This window comes from Exiguobacterium sp. RIT594 (genome assembly GCF_003339585.1).
In the GTDB taxonomy this organism is placed as follows: Bacteria; Bacillota; Bacilli; order Exiguobacteriales; family Exiguobacteriaceae; genus Exiguobacterium_A.
The window spans coordinates 1,452,156-1,466,766 of sequence record NZ_QPKF01000001.1; the positions used below are offsets into that span (position 1 = coordinate 1,452,156).

A 14,611-nucleotide genomic window follows, 5' to 3' on the forward strand; every position below is an offset into this window, starting at 1 on the left:
CGCATAACTCATCTTAAACCAAGAACCGGTGTTCGGTCAACACAAAATGTCGAACAATTGTTTGTACGCTCATTTGTTCTATGTTATAGTGATTTTAGAAACATGTATTCCTATAACCTTCAAAAAACCAATCCGGAAAGAGGTGGCAATTCATATGCGGAAAATGTCGAAACGACAACAAGAAATCCTTGACTACATCGTTGCTCAAGTGAAACTGAAAGGGTATCCACCTTCAGTTCGTGAAATCGGTGAGGCTGTTGGTCTTGCTTCAAGCTCAACGGTACACGGTCATTTGGATCGTCTAGAAAAACGCGGACTGATTCGCCGTGACCCAACTAAGCCACGTGCGATTGAGATATTGCTTGATAAAACTGATGAAGATCATGAAGCCATCGTGCACATTCCCGTCATCGGGAAAGTAACGGCTGGTTTTCCAATCACAGCCATCGAAAACATTGAAGAGCATTTCCCGCTTCCTGCCCATTACGTCGGGAACGAAAATGTCTTTATGTTGACGATTGATGGTGAGTCGATGATCAACGCAGGTATTCTAGACGGTGACCGGGTCATCGTTCGTCAGCAAAACACAGCAGAGAATGGTGAAATCGTCGTTGCTATGACCGAAGATAGCGAAGCGACCGTCAAACGGTTCTTCTTAGAAGATCAACAAGTACGTCTCCAACCAGAAAATGATTCGATGGACCCGATGTATTTCGATAACGTCTCGATTCTTGGCAAGGTCATCGGCGTATATCGGACGATCCACTAAGCGAGGGACCAGCTCAGCTGGTCTTTTTTCATGCCTTCTGGAAATGTACACGATACTGTCAATACCGTTGCTTTAACCGGCTATGTTGCGTATTCGGTCGCAACTCAGCAGACGGATTGGCTTCCAACCGCTGTCGGCATCGCCGTCGGCACCCTTTGGCTTTCACCAGACCTCGACTTGAAGTCCGAACCTTACTACCGGCACGGTCCTTTACGGGTCCTTTGGATGCCGTATGTCAAAATCATGCCCCACCGCTCCATCTGGTCGCATGGTTTGATCATCGGCGATCTCATTCGTCTGATGTACAGCGCTGCTTTTCTGATTCCGCTTTTATTTTTGGCGCTGTATCTGAAAATCATTGAATCGAGTACGGTCGATTCCTGGTTTGCGTCCATGCCCGCCTTCATCATCGGCGTCATGGTTGCCAGTACAATACATATTGTCCTTGATCACTCCAGCAGCTTCTTTCGAACAAAAAAGAAGCGAAAAAAGCGTCGTTAAAAATCCTTCGTTCATTGTAAAAATGAACAAAGGATTTTTTAATATCCATTATTCATTTTTTTAAACATAAATTAAGGAAATTTTAATTCGAAGATTTGAATTAATTGTATTGAAAACGTTCTCAATTAGATGTAGGTTTAAATGGAAAGGCCATTATTTGCTTTAATCCAAAGGGAGGGTTTTTGCATGAGTAACTTTACAAGTGAGCTGATTGGAACAATGATTCTGATTTTGCTCGGGGACGGAGTCGTTGCAGGGGTTGTCTTGAGAAAGACGAAATCTGAGAACGGCGGCTGGATTGTCATTACATTCGCTTGGGGTCTCGCCGTCATGACGGGAGCATACATTGCTGCCTCGAGTGGTGCGCATCTCAATCCTGCATTGACATTGGCGCTTGCCATGAATTCCGATTTACCGTGGGCAGACGTACCTGTCTATATCGCCGGTCAATTAATCGGAGCATTCATCGGTGCAGTACTCGTTTGGCTTCATTATATGAAACACTTTGAAGCGACTGATGATCAAGCAGCAAAACTGGGTGTATTCGCAACAGGTCCGGCGATTCGCCATACACCGTCAAATCTGATTTCAGAGATCATCGGGACGTTTGTCCTGGTATTCGGAATCCTGTCATTTGGTCTGACAACATTTGGTGACGGACTGAAACCATTCATCGTCGGTCTTCTTGTCGTCGTCATCGGTCTCTCGCTCGGTGGTACAACAGGGTATGCCATCAACCCGGCCCGTGACCTTGGTCCGCGGATTGCACACGCTATCTTACCGATTAAAGGAAAAGGTTCATCTGACTGGAGTTACTCGTGGATTCCAATCGTTGGTCCAATCATCGGTGGTGGAGTAGCCGTCTTGCTGTATCAACTGCTGCAAAACTGATTTTGTTTGACACCTACATCTCAAGGGGGATTTCAGCATGGAAAACAAGTACATCTTAGCACTCGACCAAGGAACAACAAGCTCACGCGCCATTATTTTTGACCACGATGGTCAAATCGTGAACTCTGCGCAACGTGAATTCAAACAATACTTCCCGCAACCAGGCTGGGTCGAGCATGATGCCAATGAAATTTGGGGATCAATCCTCGCTGTCATGGCGGATGCTCTCGGAACGGCTGATATCAAACCGAGCCAAATCGCAAGTATCGGAATTACGAACCAACGTGAGACGACGGTCGTCTGGAACAAAGAAACAGGTAAACCTGTCTATCACGCGCTTGTCTGGCAATCCCGTCAAACATCCGGTATCTGCGATGAGCTGAATGCACAGGGTCTGAACCAAACATTCCGTGATAAAACAGGTCTTCTGATTGACGCCTACTTCTCAGGGACAAAAGTGAAGTGGATTTTGGATAACGTCGAAGGCGCACGGGAGCAGGCAGAAAACGGAGAACTTCTCTTCGGAACAATCGACACATGGCTCGTTTGGAAGCTGTCTGGCGGAAAAACACATATCACAGACTATACAAACGCTTCCCGGACATTGATGTACAACATTTACGAACAAAAATGGGATGATGAGTTACTTGAAATCCTGACAGTTCCAAAATCAATGTTACCGGAAGTCCGTCAATCAAGTGAAGTGTATGACAACACGGTTCCGTATCATTTCTTCGGTTTTGAAGTTCCGATTGCCGGAATCGCCGGTGACCAGCAAGCAGCCCTCTTCGGTCAAACATGTTTCGAACCGGGTGAAGGAAAGAACACATATGGTACAGGTTGCTTCATGCTCATGAACACTGGCGAAAAAGCCGTTTCGTCTGACCACGGTCTGCTGACGACAATCGCTTGGGGTGTCGACGGAAAAGTCGAATATGCACTCGAAGGATCGATCTTCGTTGCCGGTTCTGCGATTCAGTGGTTACGTGACGGTTTACGGATGTTGAAAAATGCGAAAGACTCAGAAGGCTATGCCTTGAAAGTTGATTCGACAGAAGGCGTTTACGTCGTTCCTGCATTCGTCGGACTCGGTGCCCCTTACTGGGATAGTGACGTTCGCGGCGCCATCTTCGGCTTAACACGCGGAACGGATAAAGAACATTTCGTCCGTGCAACTCTTGAATCCCTTGCTTACCAGACACGTGATGTCTTGACGGCGATGGAAAAAGATTCAGGAATCGAACTGAAAACGTTGCGCGTTGACGGTGGTGCGGTTTCAAACGACTTCTTGATGCAGTTCCAGTCGGATATCTTAGGTGTACCGGTTGACCGTCCGGAAATCAATGAGACAACAGCTCTCGGTGCTGCCTATCTCGCTGGTCTCGCAGTCGGTTACTGGAAAGACAAAGCAGAAATCAAACAACAATGGAAACTGAACCATCAGTTTAAACCAGAAATGAAAGAAGACGATCGCGAACAGCGTTATGCCGGATGGCAAAAAGCGGTCGAGGCAACCATGGCGTTTAAACCAAACAAAAAAGAAGTCAACGCCTGATTTCTTTACTGGTATTCCCTCGCGGAATACCAGTTTTTTTGTTTTCCCTAAAAAAAACAGGTTCGCTTCCTCTTCGGAAACGAACCTGTTAGATCGGACAACTTGTCTTACGAAAATTCTGCTTTGATGCCTGTTACGATATCATCCAGCGATTTTGATTGACCGCTTAAGACCGCTGCCAAAAAAGCGCCCTCTACCAGCGGTGCTTCGACGAACTGAACGTTCCGGTCCCCACTGTATAATTCTAAGGCCAGTTCCGCGTTCATCGTCGCCGATCCGATATCCGTCAAAATTAAGCCGTCATCGTTCAACTCATTCATCGTCTCTTCAATTCGGGACGCATCGGTCCCGATACTGCCGTCCGCCAGCCCTGCGGCAAGTAAAATCGGTGTATCCGGAGCCATTTCAGCCAATAGTTCCTTTAGTCCGGTCGCAAGCTTTTCACTATGGGAGACTAAAATCAAATTAATCATGACAAGACCTCCACAATCGAACGTAATAACAGTGAACTTGATAATGCGCCGGGATCCTGGACACCAACCGTTGCATCCCCAAAATAAGAAGCCCGTCCTTTTGTCGCCACACGCTCTTTTGTATCTGACAATGCTTGATCGAGTGTTGCGTTCAAATCACTCTCTTGTTCCAGCGCTTCATAAAACGGTGTCCAAATATCGACCATCGTTTTTTGTCCAAACTCTGATTTCCCGCGCATTTTGATTCCATCCGTCGCTTCTTTGAAGGCTGCCGCGAGTTCCTGTCCTTCGACTTCTCTTTTCCCTTTAAACGCTCCGGCAAATTTAACGAATGCTGTCCCGTAAAGCGGACCCGATGCACCACCGACAGTTTTAATCAAGGTCATTCCGACTTGTTTTGACAAGGCACCCAAATCTTCATACTCTTCTTGCGCCTCAAGTTCTTTTTGTACAGCCTGGAAACCGCGCGACATATTGATGCCGTGGTCGCCGTCACCGATTTCCCGGTCAAGATCCGTCAATTCATCTTTATGTTGTTCGAGCTCGGCAGCCGCTTTAAGCAATGCTTTGCGGAATTCTTCAGTCGATAACTTCATCTATCTCACCCTCTTTTAATTAGAATCCGATTGCGTTCGTTTTGGCATCCAAGTAGCCGACCAGTTCATCGTCAACCGGAAGCAGCGTAATTGAGAAACCGTGCATTTCGAGTGATGTCATATAGTTGCCAACGAACGGGCGAACGATCTCGTATCCTTTAGCCTGCAATTGTTCCGCGACATATTTATAGGTGATGTACAATTCCGATTCAGGCGTTCCGCCCATTCCGTTGACCATGACCGCTACTTTTTTATCGGTTACTTCCGCTGTCAATCGATCGAGTAATTCCGTCACGATGGCTTCGACGGAGGCAATCGGTTTCCGCTCCAGCCCCTTTTCACCGTGAATCCCGATTCCGATTTCCATTTCATCCTCGTGTAAATCAAAGCCGGGTTTACCGCTCTCCGGCATATAACAAGGTGACAATGCCATTCCGATTGACCGGACGCCGGCAATGACTTTCTCAGCGACTGCTTTGACTTCAGCAAGTGATTTGCCTTCTGCTGCCGCAGCCCCTGCGATTTTATGGACAAAAATCGTTCCTGCGACGCCGCGACGGTCTTCTTCTTTTTTAATGGCGATATCATCCCGGACGATGACCGTCTCGACTTCGATGTCTTCGAGTTCGGCCAACTCTTTCGCCATATCAAAGTTCATGACATCCCCGGAATAGTTTTTAACGACGAGCAGAACCCCTTTTCCCCCGTCTGCTGCTTTGATTCCTTCAAGCACCATGTCCGGTGTCGGAGAAGTAAAGACTTCGCCACAGACAGCGGCTGCGAGCATACCGTCCCCAATAAATCCGGCATGGGCCGGCTCATGCCCGCTTCCCCCACCGGATACGAGGGCCACTTTTCCGTTTAACGGTTCTTTTCGTTTGATGACATTGACTCCGTCGACTTTTGCATAAAGATCGGGATGTGCTAAAACGAGACCATCGACCATATCCGAGACAAACCGATTCGCATCTTGCATTAATTTATCCATCTTGAACGCTCCCTTGTCTAACGAATTTTGCCGTACCACTTACTCTTTACCACAAATCGAGACGACTTATGTCAAGGAAACATATGAAAATATTGACCAGTTCATTTCCAATCCGTTTTGATGATGCTATGCTGATAACACATCATCACGAGAGGAGTCCCCTTCTATGAACGCTTCGTTTCAAGCAGGTATCAAAGCCTGTCTGCCGACCGTCCTCGGTTATCTCGGCATCGGATTTTCTGCCGGCATCGTCGGACGCGCCGCCGGACTCAGTCCGCTTGAAATCGGTCTGATGTCTCTTCTGATTTACGCCGGAGCGGCCCAGTTCATCATCACCAGTCTGTTGCTGTTAAACAGTCCGTTCTCTGCCATCATCTTGACGACATTCATCGTCAACTCCCGTCATTTACTGATGAGTATGACGCTCGCACCGCGTGTTAAAAGCCGGCATCATTTAGACCGGTTTGGAATCGGCGCTCTCTTAACGGATGAGTCATTTGCCGTCGCCATGAATACTTCCTTAAAACGGCCGCTTGATGCACCATTCATGCATGGATTGAACATAACCGCTTATCTGAGCTGGATTGCCTCGACCGTCCTTGGAGCACTCGTTGGCAGTTGGTTCCCGGATCCGGAACGATTCGGACTGGATTTTGCGTTAACGGCGATGTTCATCGGGTTATTGTACCTGCAGTTTGAAAGTGAGCGGTCCCGCATCGCTCTAAATGGTCTGTTGCTCGTCCTTGTTTTCCTGTTGTTGTACATATCAATGCGCTATCTGTCACCGGAACTCGCCGTTTTATTCGCGACGATGATAGCTGCCAGTATAGGAGTTGTAATCTCACGATGGAAATCCGCTTAGAACTATTCGTCCTTTTTGCTGCCTGCGGTCTCGTAACGTTGATTCCGCGGATATTGCCGTTTTTGTTGATGCATGGTCTGACGTTACCCCGCCTGCTGACCGATTGGTTGTCGTTTATCCCGGTTTGTTTGTTAAGTGCGTTATTCTTTCAAAATTTATTAGTGGCACAAAGCGGAGGTTATCCAACGTTGTCGCTTCTCCACCTCACAGCATCCGTTCCGACCGTCCTCGTCGCTGTCACCAGTAAAAGTCTTTCCTTTACCGTCATCACCGGTGTCCTGTCGATGGCGTTGCTCCGTATATTCCTGTAATGCTCAAAAAAACGAGGGGGAACGGATCGTATGTCCGTTCTTCCTCGTCTTTGTCTAGTTATCCTCGCTTCGTTAAGCCGATACATCTGCATAGTCCGGCGTCTGCTCGAACTCCCGTTTCGCGAACGGACAAAGCGGCAACAGCTTGACGTTTTCTTCGCGTGCCCACTCGACAATGGCATTGACCAGTTGTTCGCCGATTTGTTGATTCCGGTGATTCGGGTCGACATACGTATGATCAATGATCCACTTGCCGCCTTTCGTATCACTGTATGTGATTTCCCCGACAACTTGCCCCTCTTGATAGGCTTCAATCTTTTGATCTGCTCGTTTAAATTCCATCAGGCTTCCCTCCGTTCATACGATAAAGCGCCGCTCGGACAGCCATCGATGACCCGCATGACATCTTCGACCGGGGCCCCGTCCGCTTCAATCCATGGACGTTTTTTGACATCAAAGACGGTCGGTAGACTCTTCACACAATGACCGGAATGAATACAGACTTCGGCATCAAAATAAACGGTGATGCCTTTTCCTTCATACGCCTTTTTCATTTAAAACGCCTCCTTGGTACAGAATTCGCTGTTACTGCCCCGAATTCCTCTACAAAAAAACGCCCGAACCATGTCCGGACGTTTCAAGAGATTAGAACAAGACCATGTACTGATCGCGTTCCCATTCCGTGACTTGCGTCCGGAACATATCCCATTCGATTTCTTTCAGTTCAACGAAGTGCTCTGCGATGTGCTCGCCAAGTGCGTGCATGACGACGTCATCCGCTTTCAAGACTTCGAGTGCGTGACTGAGTGTTGACGGAAGATCGTCAATGCCGTTTGCCACACGTTCCGGTTTGTCCATCACGTAGATGTTACGGTCGATCGGAGCCGGTGCTTTCAAGTTGTTTTTGATTCCGTCAAGACCTGAAGCGAGCAATGTCGCAAGTGCCAAGTACGGGTTTGCTGCCGGGTCGACTGAACGGACTTCGATTCGTGTCGAGAGACCGCGGGCTGCCGGTACACGGACAAGCGGTGAACGGTTACGCGCTGACCATGCGACGTAGCAAGGTGCTTCATAACCAGGTACAAGACGTTTGTACGAGTTAACTGTCGGGTTACAGACAGCTGTGAAGGCACGGGCGTGCTTCAAGATACCTGCTGTGAAGGCACGGGCGTCATCCGACAATTGCATGTTGCTGTTCGCTTCGTCGAAGAAGACGTTTTCGTTGCCTTTAAAGAGCGACATGTTGGCGTGCATTCCTGAACCGTTGACACCGTAAAGCGGTTTTGGCATGAATGTCGCGTGTAAGTTATGTTTCGCTGCAATCGTCTTGACAACGAGTTTGAACGTTTGGATGTTATCCGCCGTTGTGATCGCGTCCGCGTATTTGAAGTCGATTTCGTGTTGTCCCGGTGCGACTTCATGGTGAGATGCTTCGATTTCAAAGCCCATGTTTTCAAGCTCGATGACGATTTCCTTACGGCAGTTTTCACCGAGATCGACCGGTGCTAAGTCGAAGTAACCGCCTTGGTCATTCAGTTCAAGTGTCGGACGACCGTTCGCATCCTTCTTGAACAAGAAGAATTCCGGTTCCGGACCGACGTTGAATGAAGTGAAGCCAAGCTCTTCCATTTCTTTAAGTACCCGTTTGAGTTGACCACGCGGATCTCCAGCAAATGGTGTGCCATCCGGATTGTAGATGTCACAGATGAGACGTGCGACTTTACCCGTTCCGTCTTCTGTCCATGGGAAGACCACCCATGTGTTGAGGTCTGGGAAGAGATACATATCTGATTCTTCAATGCGGACGAATCCTTCGATTGACGAACCATCGAACATCATTTTGTTATCAAGTGCTTTTTCCAATTGGCTCACTGGAATTTCAACGTTCTTGATCGTACCGAGGATATCTGTGAACTGTAAACGAATAAAACGTACATCCTCAGCTTTAGCGATTTTCATAATGTCTTCTCGTGTAATGTTGCGACGTGTCATGTGACAAATCCCCTCTCCGACTCTTTTTTATATGGTAACAGGTGCTTACTTGAAAAATCGTCCGAGCTCACCTTGGATGAGTGACGTTTTCCCATGTCGCCCTGCTTCCTGCAATTCATTTTTCAGGAGTTTATACAATTCGCCATCTGATAATTCCGGACGGGCCGTAACGACCTTCTCCGCAACTCGTTCGCGCTTGACAAGATCATTGTCAAAAATCATTTTGATCCCTGCGATATTCAGTCCCTGGTCCAGATATTCCTTGATCGATAACAAGCGATCGACATCGTTGAACGAATAGAGGCGACGTTTCGTCTCTGTCCGCTCCGGCTTGATCAATCCTTGTTCTTCGTAATATCGGATTTGTCGGGCAGATAACGCGGTCAACTCTTGAACGACTCCGATGGGGAATAGTGGCTTGGACTGTCGTGATAAGTCTGCCATTTCGTTCCTCCTTTTTCCTTACCTCATGAGAATAAACCTCTGTGAGGCAAGTTGTCAAGAGATGTAAGGAAAGTTAACATGACTTTCTTACAAGTCAGACGTCCTGCGTAACAGAGGTCTTTTCACATCAAGCTATTTTTTTAAACCTGTTGCGGTTGAATCAATTGTTGTTCCATTAATTGATTGACGGCCGAGACAATCGCGATTTTGACGTGACTGTAAGTCAGTCCGCCCTGGACATAGGCTGTGTATGGTGCCCGGATCGGACCATCTGCTGATAACTCGATCGACGATCCTTGAATGAACGTTCCGGCAGCCATGATGACATCATCGGCGTATCCCGGCATATAGTCCGGAATCGGCAAGGCTTGCGCATTGACGGGAGACGCCGCTTGGATTGCCTGACAAAAAGCAATCATCGGTTCCGGGGCATGGAAAGAGACCGATTGAATCAAGTCCGTCCGTTCCGCCGCATAATGCGGTGCTGTATCGAATCCGAACTGCTCCATCATGCTTGAAGTAAACATCGCCCCCATCAGCGCCTGACTGACCGTATGCGGAGCCATGAAGAACCCTTGATACATGTCCTGAAGCGAATAAAGCGACGGACCGGCTTCAGCCCCGATTCCAGGTGTTGTCATCCGGAACGATGCCCGTTCAATCAAATCGCGGCGTCCGACGAGGTAACCGCCTGTCTTCGCAAGACCGCCACCCGGATTCTTGATCAGTGAGCCGGCCATCAAATCCGCTCCGACATGGGTCGGTTCGATCGTTTCAACGAATTCGCCGTAACAGTTGTCGACGAAGACGATGATGTGCGGATGTTGCGCCTTGATGGCTTCAATCGCTTGACCGATTTCTGCGACCGGCAAGCTCCGACGGGTCGCATACCCTTTTGAACGCTGGATGCCGACGACTTTTGTCTTGTCCGTGATCCGGGCGAGGACAGCATCCAGATCAATCGTCTCTGCCTGTTTCATCTCGACGACGTCATACGTGACACCCAGTTCTTTTAACGAGCCGCGGCCGTCACCGCGGATACCGACGATTTCTTCCAACGTATCGTACGGCTTACCGGTGATGTACAGCAGTTCGTCTCCCGGTAACAGCAAACCGAACAACGCGATGCCAATCGCGTGGGTCCCGCTGATGATTTGCGCCCGGCAGAGTCCGGCTTCCGCGCCGAAGACCGCTGCGTAAATCCGTTCGAGATTATCGCGCCCCTCATCGTTGTAGCCGTAACCTGTCGACGGCATGAAGTGAAAGTCACTCACTTTATGCTCCCGGAAGGCATTCAGGACACGGAACTGATTCTGTTCCGCGACTTGTTGTGCCTTGCGAATACCAGGTGCGATTTTTTCTTCCGCCCGCTCGACGAACGGACGGATTGTTTCATAATGCGTTAACTCTGTAAACATGCTTACACCTCGTATTGTTTCAATGTCGAGTACAGACGTGTATCTTTGCGCAAGTAGCCTTTCAAGGTCACGGAGCCGTCCTCTTCATATTGTTCTGTTAAATTCATCATGACTTCTTTTGCCGGGTTGTAATGGGCAAATGCGTTGACCGGAATCCGGATCTCGAGATATTCGAGAATTTCACTGATCGCTTTTTCGATTTCGACGGTCAGGCGTTCGATATCTGCCGGATCGAGTGCCGAAATCAACAGTTTTCCACCTGTGAACAAGTCCGTCAACTGGTCTTTTTTATTAAAGACTTCAAGTTGCGGGATGTCACCGGCACCGAGCTCATCGAGCACATCATTGGTCGTCTGCATCTGATTGAGATAATGCTCGCTTGACGCATCGATGACGTGAATGATCAAATCGGCTTCGAGAACTTCTTCGAGTGTCGACCGGAACGCGGCAATCAGTTTCGTCGGCAAATCCTGAATGAATCCGACGGTGTCGGTCAGGAGGATCTGTCCGCCTTCCGGTAAGTCGAACTGACGCGTCAACGGATCGAGTGTCGCGAATAATTCATTTTTTTCGTACGTGTCGGCATTGGTCAACCGGTTGAAGATGGTGGACTTCCCGGCATTCGTATATCCGACAAGGGCGATTTGGAACGTCTGGTTTTCTTTCCGGCGTTCGCGGTAGCGGGCACGGTGGGCAACCGATGTTTCGAGCTGTTTCTTGATTTCGTCGACACGGCGGCGGATATGCCGGCGGTCTGTCTCAAGTTTTGATTCACCGGGACCACGAGTCCCGATCCCGCCGCCGAGGCGGGACAATTGTGTTCCTTGTCCGCTTAAGCGCGGCAACAGATAACTCATCTGGGCGAGTTCGACCTGGAGCTTCCCTTCCCGCGACTGGGCACGGCCGGCGAAGATGTCGAGAATCAACTGGGTCCGGTCGATCAATTTGATCGATTCCGGATCTTCGAGGGCAATCCGGATGTTTTTCATCTGCCCCGGCGTGACTTCGGCATTAAAAATAATCAAATCCGGTTCGAGTTCCTGTGCCAATGCAACCAGTTCCTCAACCTTCCCTTTTCCAATAAACGTGCGGCGGTCGATCGATTGACGTTTTTGATCGAGTCGTCCCACCACGACGGCGTGCGCAGTCGTAACGAGTGCTTCGAGCTCCGCGACCGATTCTTCATAAATATGATCCGGTACACCGGGGAGCTGACAACCGACGACGATAACGCGTTCTGACATAGAATCATTCCTTTCAAAATAACAAACCTTCTGCGTCCCTAATCATACCACACGGACCTGTCGTCTGAACATTTTTGGACAGGAAACATCCGTTCGGTTTATGATAAAGAAAAGTACTTCACACAGGAGGTCCGTGATGGCACGAGAACGACTCGACTATACCTTGCCGGAATTCATCGAACGGTATCTGTTTTTCCTCAGCGCGAGCGGCCGACAGGACTCGACGATCCGACGGTACCGCTACGACTTAATTGAAATTCATCGTTATATGACGGAAGTCGATCAGCCCCTCGAGACAATTGACGACTTCAAGGCGATTCCGCTCGAAACATGGAAAACGTTCATCAACGACTATCTGATCGAGGAAAAATTGTACCAACAGGCGACGGTCGCCCGGATTGTCACCGTCCTCAATCAGCTGAACTACCAGATTCGTCAGACAAAATCGAAGCTGATCGAGTATGCCCAGCCGACGCATGAGTTGACGCCGCAGCATGTTGCGTCCCTTGCCGAATACGAGCAACTGATCCGGACGAACCGGTCCGACCGGGGTTTGACGGACCATCAGCTCGTTGCGCGGCCGTATCTGATTGACCGCAATGAATTGATTTTACGGCTCTTTTACCGGTACGGTCTTCGCGTCCACCATATCATTGGTCTGAAGATGCAGGACTTGAACTTTGCCCAACGGGAGATGACGGTTCATGACCGGCTCGGTAATGCCTACCTGCTTCACCTTGAGCGTGACGATCAGGATCTGATGCTCGCGTATTTAAAGACGATCCCGGAACCGGTTCGTCCGCGGTATCATTCGACCGATCCATTTTTTGTCGCCTTTGATTTCTCACGCATGACATTCCGCTGGGTCTACAGCAAAAATGCCCCGAAACAATTATCGATCGTCATGATTACGAAGATGATGCGCCAGCTGAATGAACGGTCGGACAATAAACGGATCATCACCCCGTCGATGTTGCGGAACAGCTTCATTCTCGGAACGTATCTCGAGGAGTTGACGAAAGAGGAACGGTTGACGAAGACCTGTCTGTATAAGGAAGTCTCCCTCCGTCGGTATGCGGAGGCAGTCGACGAGCTGAAAGATTTACTGTAACAAAAAAAGGAACAACGCCATGGCGTTGTCCCATCAAGTAGGCGGCCCCCCGGCCGTCTTTTTTTTTAACGTGTGACTTCTTCCGTTTCCGCCTCTTGTTCATACAGCGTCACATTACGTGCCGGTGCGAATGTCGAGATGGCATGCTTGTAAATCAATTGTTGTTTGCCTTCTGATTCCAAAATGACGGTGAAGTTATCAAACGACTTGATCAATCCCCGTAACTGATACCCGCTGATTAAAAATACTGTCGTCGGAACTGAATCTTTACGCAATTGATTTAGGAAATAGTCTTGAATGTTGTACGTTGCCTTCATAAGCCCCCGTGCCCCCTCTATTTTTATCTGTTTTTTTACTTCAGGCTACTCCGATTTAACCGCTTTCAGAAACCCTACTGTTCTATCATAGATAATTTTGAAGTTTTCTTCAAATGAAAGCCTTCCCATTTCAATCCAATTTCCGTCAAATTGATGGCGGAACCATGTTAATTGCCGTTTTGCGAAGCGTCGGGTATTCCGTTTCAGTTGCTCAACAGCCGGTTCGAGCGGCGCTCCTTCGAGAACCGGAATGATTTCCTTGTAGCCGATTGCCTGCATCGCTTTGGTTTCTTTATAACCGGCTGCGACTAACTGTCCGACTTCAGGGACGAGCCCTTGATCGAGCATCAGATCGACCCGTTGATCAATCCGCATGTACAGCTGTTCCCGGTCTTCCATATGTAAGACAAACAACAGACTGTCATACAAACTCGGTTCACTGCCGGAGACTTGCGTTTGCCCGCTCATGGCGACCTCAATCGCCCGGACGACCCGTTGAATATTGTTCGGGTGGATTTCGTCCGCCCGTTTCGCGTCCAGTTGCCGCAGGCGGTCGTGAAGAGCTACCGCTCCTTCCGCTTGTGCAAACTGTTCCAGTTCCTCGCGCAAGACCTTATTTTCTGCCTGAACGGTAAATTGATAATCATACAGAATCGCCCGGATATAAAGTCCGGTTCCGCCGACGATGATCGGTAACTTGCCTTTTGCCGCAATCTCATCGATCGCCGTCCGGGCTAGCGTCTGAAAACGGGCGACACTCATCTCGTCGTCCGGATCGACCAGATCGATCAGATGATGCGGAATCCCTTCCATTTCTTCATGTGTCACCTTCGCGGATCCGATATCCATCTGTTTATAGACCTGAACGGAATCTCCTGAAATGATTTCTCCGTTTAACCGTTTTGCTAATTCAATTCCTGTCTTCGTTTTTCCGACGGCAGTCGGTCCAACGATGACAATGACGGGCTGTTTACTCAATGACATCACCATTCCTAGTTCATACATTTTTGTAGTCAGTGTATCATATCCGAACAAGCGGACGACAGGACAAAAAAACGTCTCCCACTAAGGAAGACGACTCAGTTGCTTCTGTTAGACCCGACGAATAAAGTCGTCATATACTGCACTAAATACACACC

General features: G+C 48.8%; 18 protein-coding genes. 7 read left to right on the forward strand and 11 right to left on the reverse strand.

The features are described from left to right. Positions 1 to 154 precede the first annotated feature (154 nt). The 4 genes from lexA (at position 155) to glpK (ending at position 3,716) form a co-directional block, all read left to right on the forward strand. Positions 155 to 769: a transcriptional repressor LexA gene (lexA, locus tag DVG79_RS07610; RefSeq protein ID WP_114596183.1), complete on the forward strand. Its 615-nt coding sequence runs from the start codon at positions 155 to 157 to the stop codon at positions 767 to 769. Between the two features lie 30 nt (positions 770 to 799). After that, a complete protein-coding gene (locus DVG79_RS07615) occupies positions 800 to 1,270 on the forward strand; it encodes a metal-binding protein (RefSeq protein ID WP_114596184.1) in 471 nt (156 codons plus the stop codon). Positions 1,271 to 1,456: 186 nt separating this feature from the next. Further along, positions 1,457 to 2,161: an MIP/aquaporin family protein gene (locus DVG79_RS07620; RefSeq protein ID WP_012369994.1), complete on the forward strand. Its 705-nt coding sequence runs from the start codon at positions 1,457 to 1,459 to the stop codon at positions 2,159 to 2,161. A gap of 37 nt (positions 2,162 to 2,198) precedes the next feature. Next, a complete protein-coding gene (gene glpK, locus DVG79_RS07625) occupies positions 2,199 to 3,716 on the forward strand; it encodes a glycerol kinase GlpK (RefSeq protein ID WP_114596185.1) in 1,518 nt (505 codons plus the stop codon). A gap of 107 nt (positions 3,717 to 3,823) precedes the next feature. Here glpK and dhaM read toward each other — a convergent pair whose 3' ends face one another. Genes dhaM through dhaK form a run of 3 tightly spaced genes read right to left on the reverse strand, consistent with a single transcriptional unit; the run spans position 3,824 to position 5,773 of the window. Continuing rightward, on the reverse strand, positions 3,824 to 4,189 hold the full coding sequence (gene dhaM, locus DVG79_RS07630) for a dihydroxyacetone kinase phosphoryl donor subunit DhaM (RefSeq protein WP_012369992.1): 366 nt from the start codon (positions 4,187 to 4,189) through the stop codon (positions 3,824 to 3,826). Further along, a complete protein-coding gene (gene dhaL, locus DVG79_RS07635; RefSeq protein ID WP_114596186.1) occupies positions 4,186 to 4,785 on the reverse strand; it encodes a dihydroxyacetone kinase subunit DhaL in 600 nt (199 codons plus the stop codon). The genes dhaM and dhaL overlap by 4 nt, the downstream gene beginning before the upstream one ends. Positions 4,786 to 4,804: 19 nt before the next feature. Further along, on the reverse strand, positions 4,805 to 5,773 hold the full coding sequence (gene dhaK, locus DVG79_RS07640; protein WP_012369990.1) for a dihydroxyacetone kinase subunit DhaK: 969 nt from the start codon (positions 5,771 to 5,773) through the stop codon (positions 4,805 to 4,807). 166 nt (positions 5,774 to 5,939) lie between these two features. On the opposite strand from dhaK, the gene DVG79_RS07645 reads away from it, so the two are divergent. After that, positions 5,940 to 6,635, forward strand: a complete 696-nt coding sequence (locus tag DVG79_RS07645; protein WP_012369989.1) for an AzlC family ABC transporter permease — start codon at positions 5,940 to 5,942, stop codon at positions 6,633 to 6,635. Beyond that, the gene (locus tag DVG79_RS07650) at positions 6,620 to 6,946 is read left to right on the forward strand and encodes an AzlD domain-containing protein (protein ID WP_114596187.1); all 327 of its coding nucleotides are present in this window, start codon (positions 6,620 to 6,622) and stop codon (positions 6,944 to 6,946) included. The genes DVG79_RS07645 and DVG79_RS07650 overlap by 16 nt, the downstream gene beginning before the upstream one ends. A gap of 72 nt (positions 6,947 to 7,018) precedes the next feature. Here DVG79_RS07650 and DVG79_RS07655 read toward each other — a convergent pair whose 3' ends face one another. From DVG79_RS07655 to hflX, 6 genes are all read right to left on the reverse strand, one after another. Then, the gene (locus DVG79_RS07655; RefSeq protein ID WP_114596188.1) at positions 7,019 to 7,288 is read right to left on the reverse strand and encodes a GNAT family N-acetyltransferase; all 270 of its coding nucleotides are present in this window, start codon (positions 7,286 to 7,288) and stop codon (positions 7,019 to 7,021) included. Then, on the reverse strand, positions 7,288 to 7,500 hold the full coding sequence (locus DVG79_RS07660) for a (4Fe-4S)-binding protein (protein ID WP_114596189.1): 213 nt from the start codon (positions 7,498 to 7,500) through the stop codon (positions 7,288 to 7,290). Before DVG79_RS07660 ends, DVG79_RS07655 begins: the two co-directional genes overlap by 1 nt. A gap of 91 nt (positions 7,501 to 7,591) precedes the next feature. Beyond that, entirely contained in the window at positions 7,592 to 8,938 is a 1,347-nt protein-coding gene (gene glnA / locus DVG79_RS07665) for a type I glutamate--ammonia ligase (protein ID WP_114596190.1), read from the reverse strand. 45 nt (positions 8,939 to 8,983) lie between these two features. After that, the gene (locus DVG79_RS07670; RefSeq protein ID WP_012369985.1) at positions 8,984 to 9,382 is read right to left on the reverse strand and encodes a MerR family transcriptional regulator; all 399 of its coding nucleotides are present in this window, start codon (positions 9,380 to 9,382) and stop codon (positions 8,984 to 8,986) included. A 140-nt stretch (positions 9,383 to 9,522) separates the two neighbouring features. After that, positions 9,523 to 10,800: a methionine gamma-lyase family protein gene (locus DVG79_RS07675; protein WP_114596191.1), complete on the reverse strand. Its 1,278-nt coding sequence runs from the start codon at positions 10,798 to 10,800 to the stop codon at positions 9,523 to 9,525. Positions 10,801 to 10,802: 2 nt separating this feature from the next. After that, positions 10,803 to 12,044 (reverse strand): GTPase HflX, encoded by a 1,242-nt coding sequence (gene hflX, locus DVG79_RS07680; protein WP_026828750.1) that lies wholly within the window; start codon positions 12,042 to 12,044, stop codon positions 10,803 to 10,805. A 136-nt stretch (positions 12,045 to 12,180) separates the two neighbouring features. Between hflX and DVG79_RS07685 the strand changes: the two genes are divergently transcribed. Next, positions 12,181 to 13,155 carry a tyrosine-type recombinase/integrase gene (locus DVG79_RS07685; protein WP_114596192.1) on the forward strand — a complete coding sequence of 325 codons (975 nt, stop codon included), beginning with the start codon at positions 12,181 to 12,183 and terminating at the stop codon, positions 13,153 to 13,155. Positions 13,156 to 13,220: 65 nt separating this feature from the next. Here the strand turns inward: DVG79_RS07685 and hfq are convergent, their stop codons facing one another. Next, positions 13,221 to 13,472, reverse strand: coding sequence for an RNA chaperone Hfq (gene hfq / locus DVG79_RS07690; RefSeq protein ID WP_114596193.1), 252 nt, complete (start codon positions 13,470 to 13,472; stop codon positions 13,221 to 13,223). Between the two features lie 45 nt (positions 13,473 to 13,517). Further along, entirely contained in the window at positions 13,518 to 14,456 is a 939-nt protein-coding gene (gene miaA / locus DVG79_RS07695; RefSeq protein WP_114596194.1) for a tRNA (adenosine(37)-N6)-dimethylallyltransferase MiaA, read from the reverse strand. Positions 14,457 to 14,611: the final 155 nt, after the last annotated feature.

Bases quoted from the DNA above. Each gene is read 5' to 3' on its own strand.
- DVG79_RS07685 (WP_114596192.1), top strand. From the start codon at position 12,181: ATGGCACGAGAACGACTCGACTATACCTTGCCGGAATTCATCGAACGG.
- hfq (WP_114596193.1), bottom strand. From the start codon at position 13,472: ATGAAGGCAACGTACAACATTCAAGACTATTTCCTAAATCAATTGCGT.
- DVG79_RS07675 (WP_114596191.1), bottom strand. From the start codon at position 10,800: ATGTTTACAGAGTTAACGCATTATGAAACAATCCGTCCGTTCGTCGAG.
- DVG79_RS07645 (WP_012369989.1), top strand. From the start codon at position 5,940: ATGAACGCTTCGTTTCAAGCAGGTATCAAAGCCTGTCTGCCGACCGTC.
- DVG79_RS07620 (WP_012369994.1), top strand. From the start codon at position 1,457: ATGAGTAACTTTACAAGTGAGCTGATTGGAACAATGATTCTGATTTTG.
- dhaK (WP_012369990.1), bottom strand. From the start codon at position 5,773: ATGGATAAATTAATGCAAGATGCGAATCGGTTTGTCTCGGATATGGTC.
- dhaL (WP_114596186.1), bottom strand. From the start codon at position 4,785: ATGAAGTTATCGACTGAAGAATTCCGCAAAGCATTGCTTAAAGCGGCT.
- DVG79_RS07660 (WP_114596189.1), bottom strand. From the start codon at position 7,500: ATGAAAAAGGCGTATGAAGGAAAAGGCATCACCGTTTATTTTGATGCC.
- glnA (WP_114596190.1), bottom strand. From the start codon at position 8,938: ATGACACGTCGCAACATTACACGAGAAGACATTATGAAAATCGCTAAA.
- miaA (WP_114596194.1), bottom strand. From the start codon at position 14,456: ATGTCATTGAGTAAACAGCCCGTCATTGTCATCGTTGGACCGACTGCC.
- lexA (WP_114596183.1), top strand. From the start codon at position 155: ATGCGGAAAATGTCGAAACGACAACAAGAAATCCTTGACTACATCGTT.
- DVG79_RS07655 (WP_114596188.1), bottom strand. From the start codon at position 7,288: ATGGAATTTAAACGAGCAGATCAAAAGATTGAAGCCTATCAAGAGGGG.
- glpK (WP_114596185.1), top strand. From the start codon at position 2,199: ATGGAAAACAAGTACATCTTAGCACTCGACCAAGGAACAACAAGCTCA.
- DVG79_RS07670 (WP_012369985.1), bottom strand. From the start codon at position 9,382: ATGGCAGACTTATCACGACAGTCCAAGCCACTATTCCCCATCGGAGTC.
- hflX (WP_026828750.1), bottom strand. From the start codon at position 12,044: ATGTCAGAACGCGTTATCGTCGTCGGTTGTCAGCTCCCCGGTGTACCG.
- DVG79_RS07615 (WP_114596184.1), top strand. From the start codon at position 800: ATGCCTTCTGGAAATGTACACGATACTGTCAATACCGTTGCTTTAACC.
- dhaM (WP_012369992.1), bottom strand. From the start codon at position 4,189: ATGATTAATTTGATTTTAGTCTCCCATAGTGAAAAGCTTGCGACCGGA.
- DVG79_RS07650 (WP_114596187.1), top strand. From the start codon at position 6,620: ATGGAAATCCGCTTAGAACTATTCGTCCTTTTTGCTGCCTGCGGTCTC.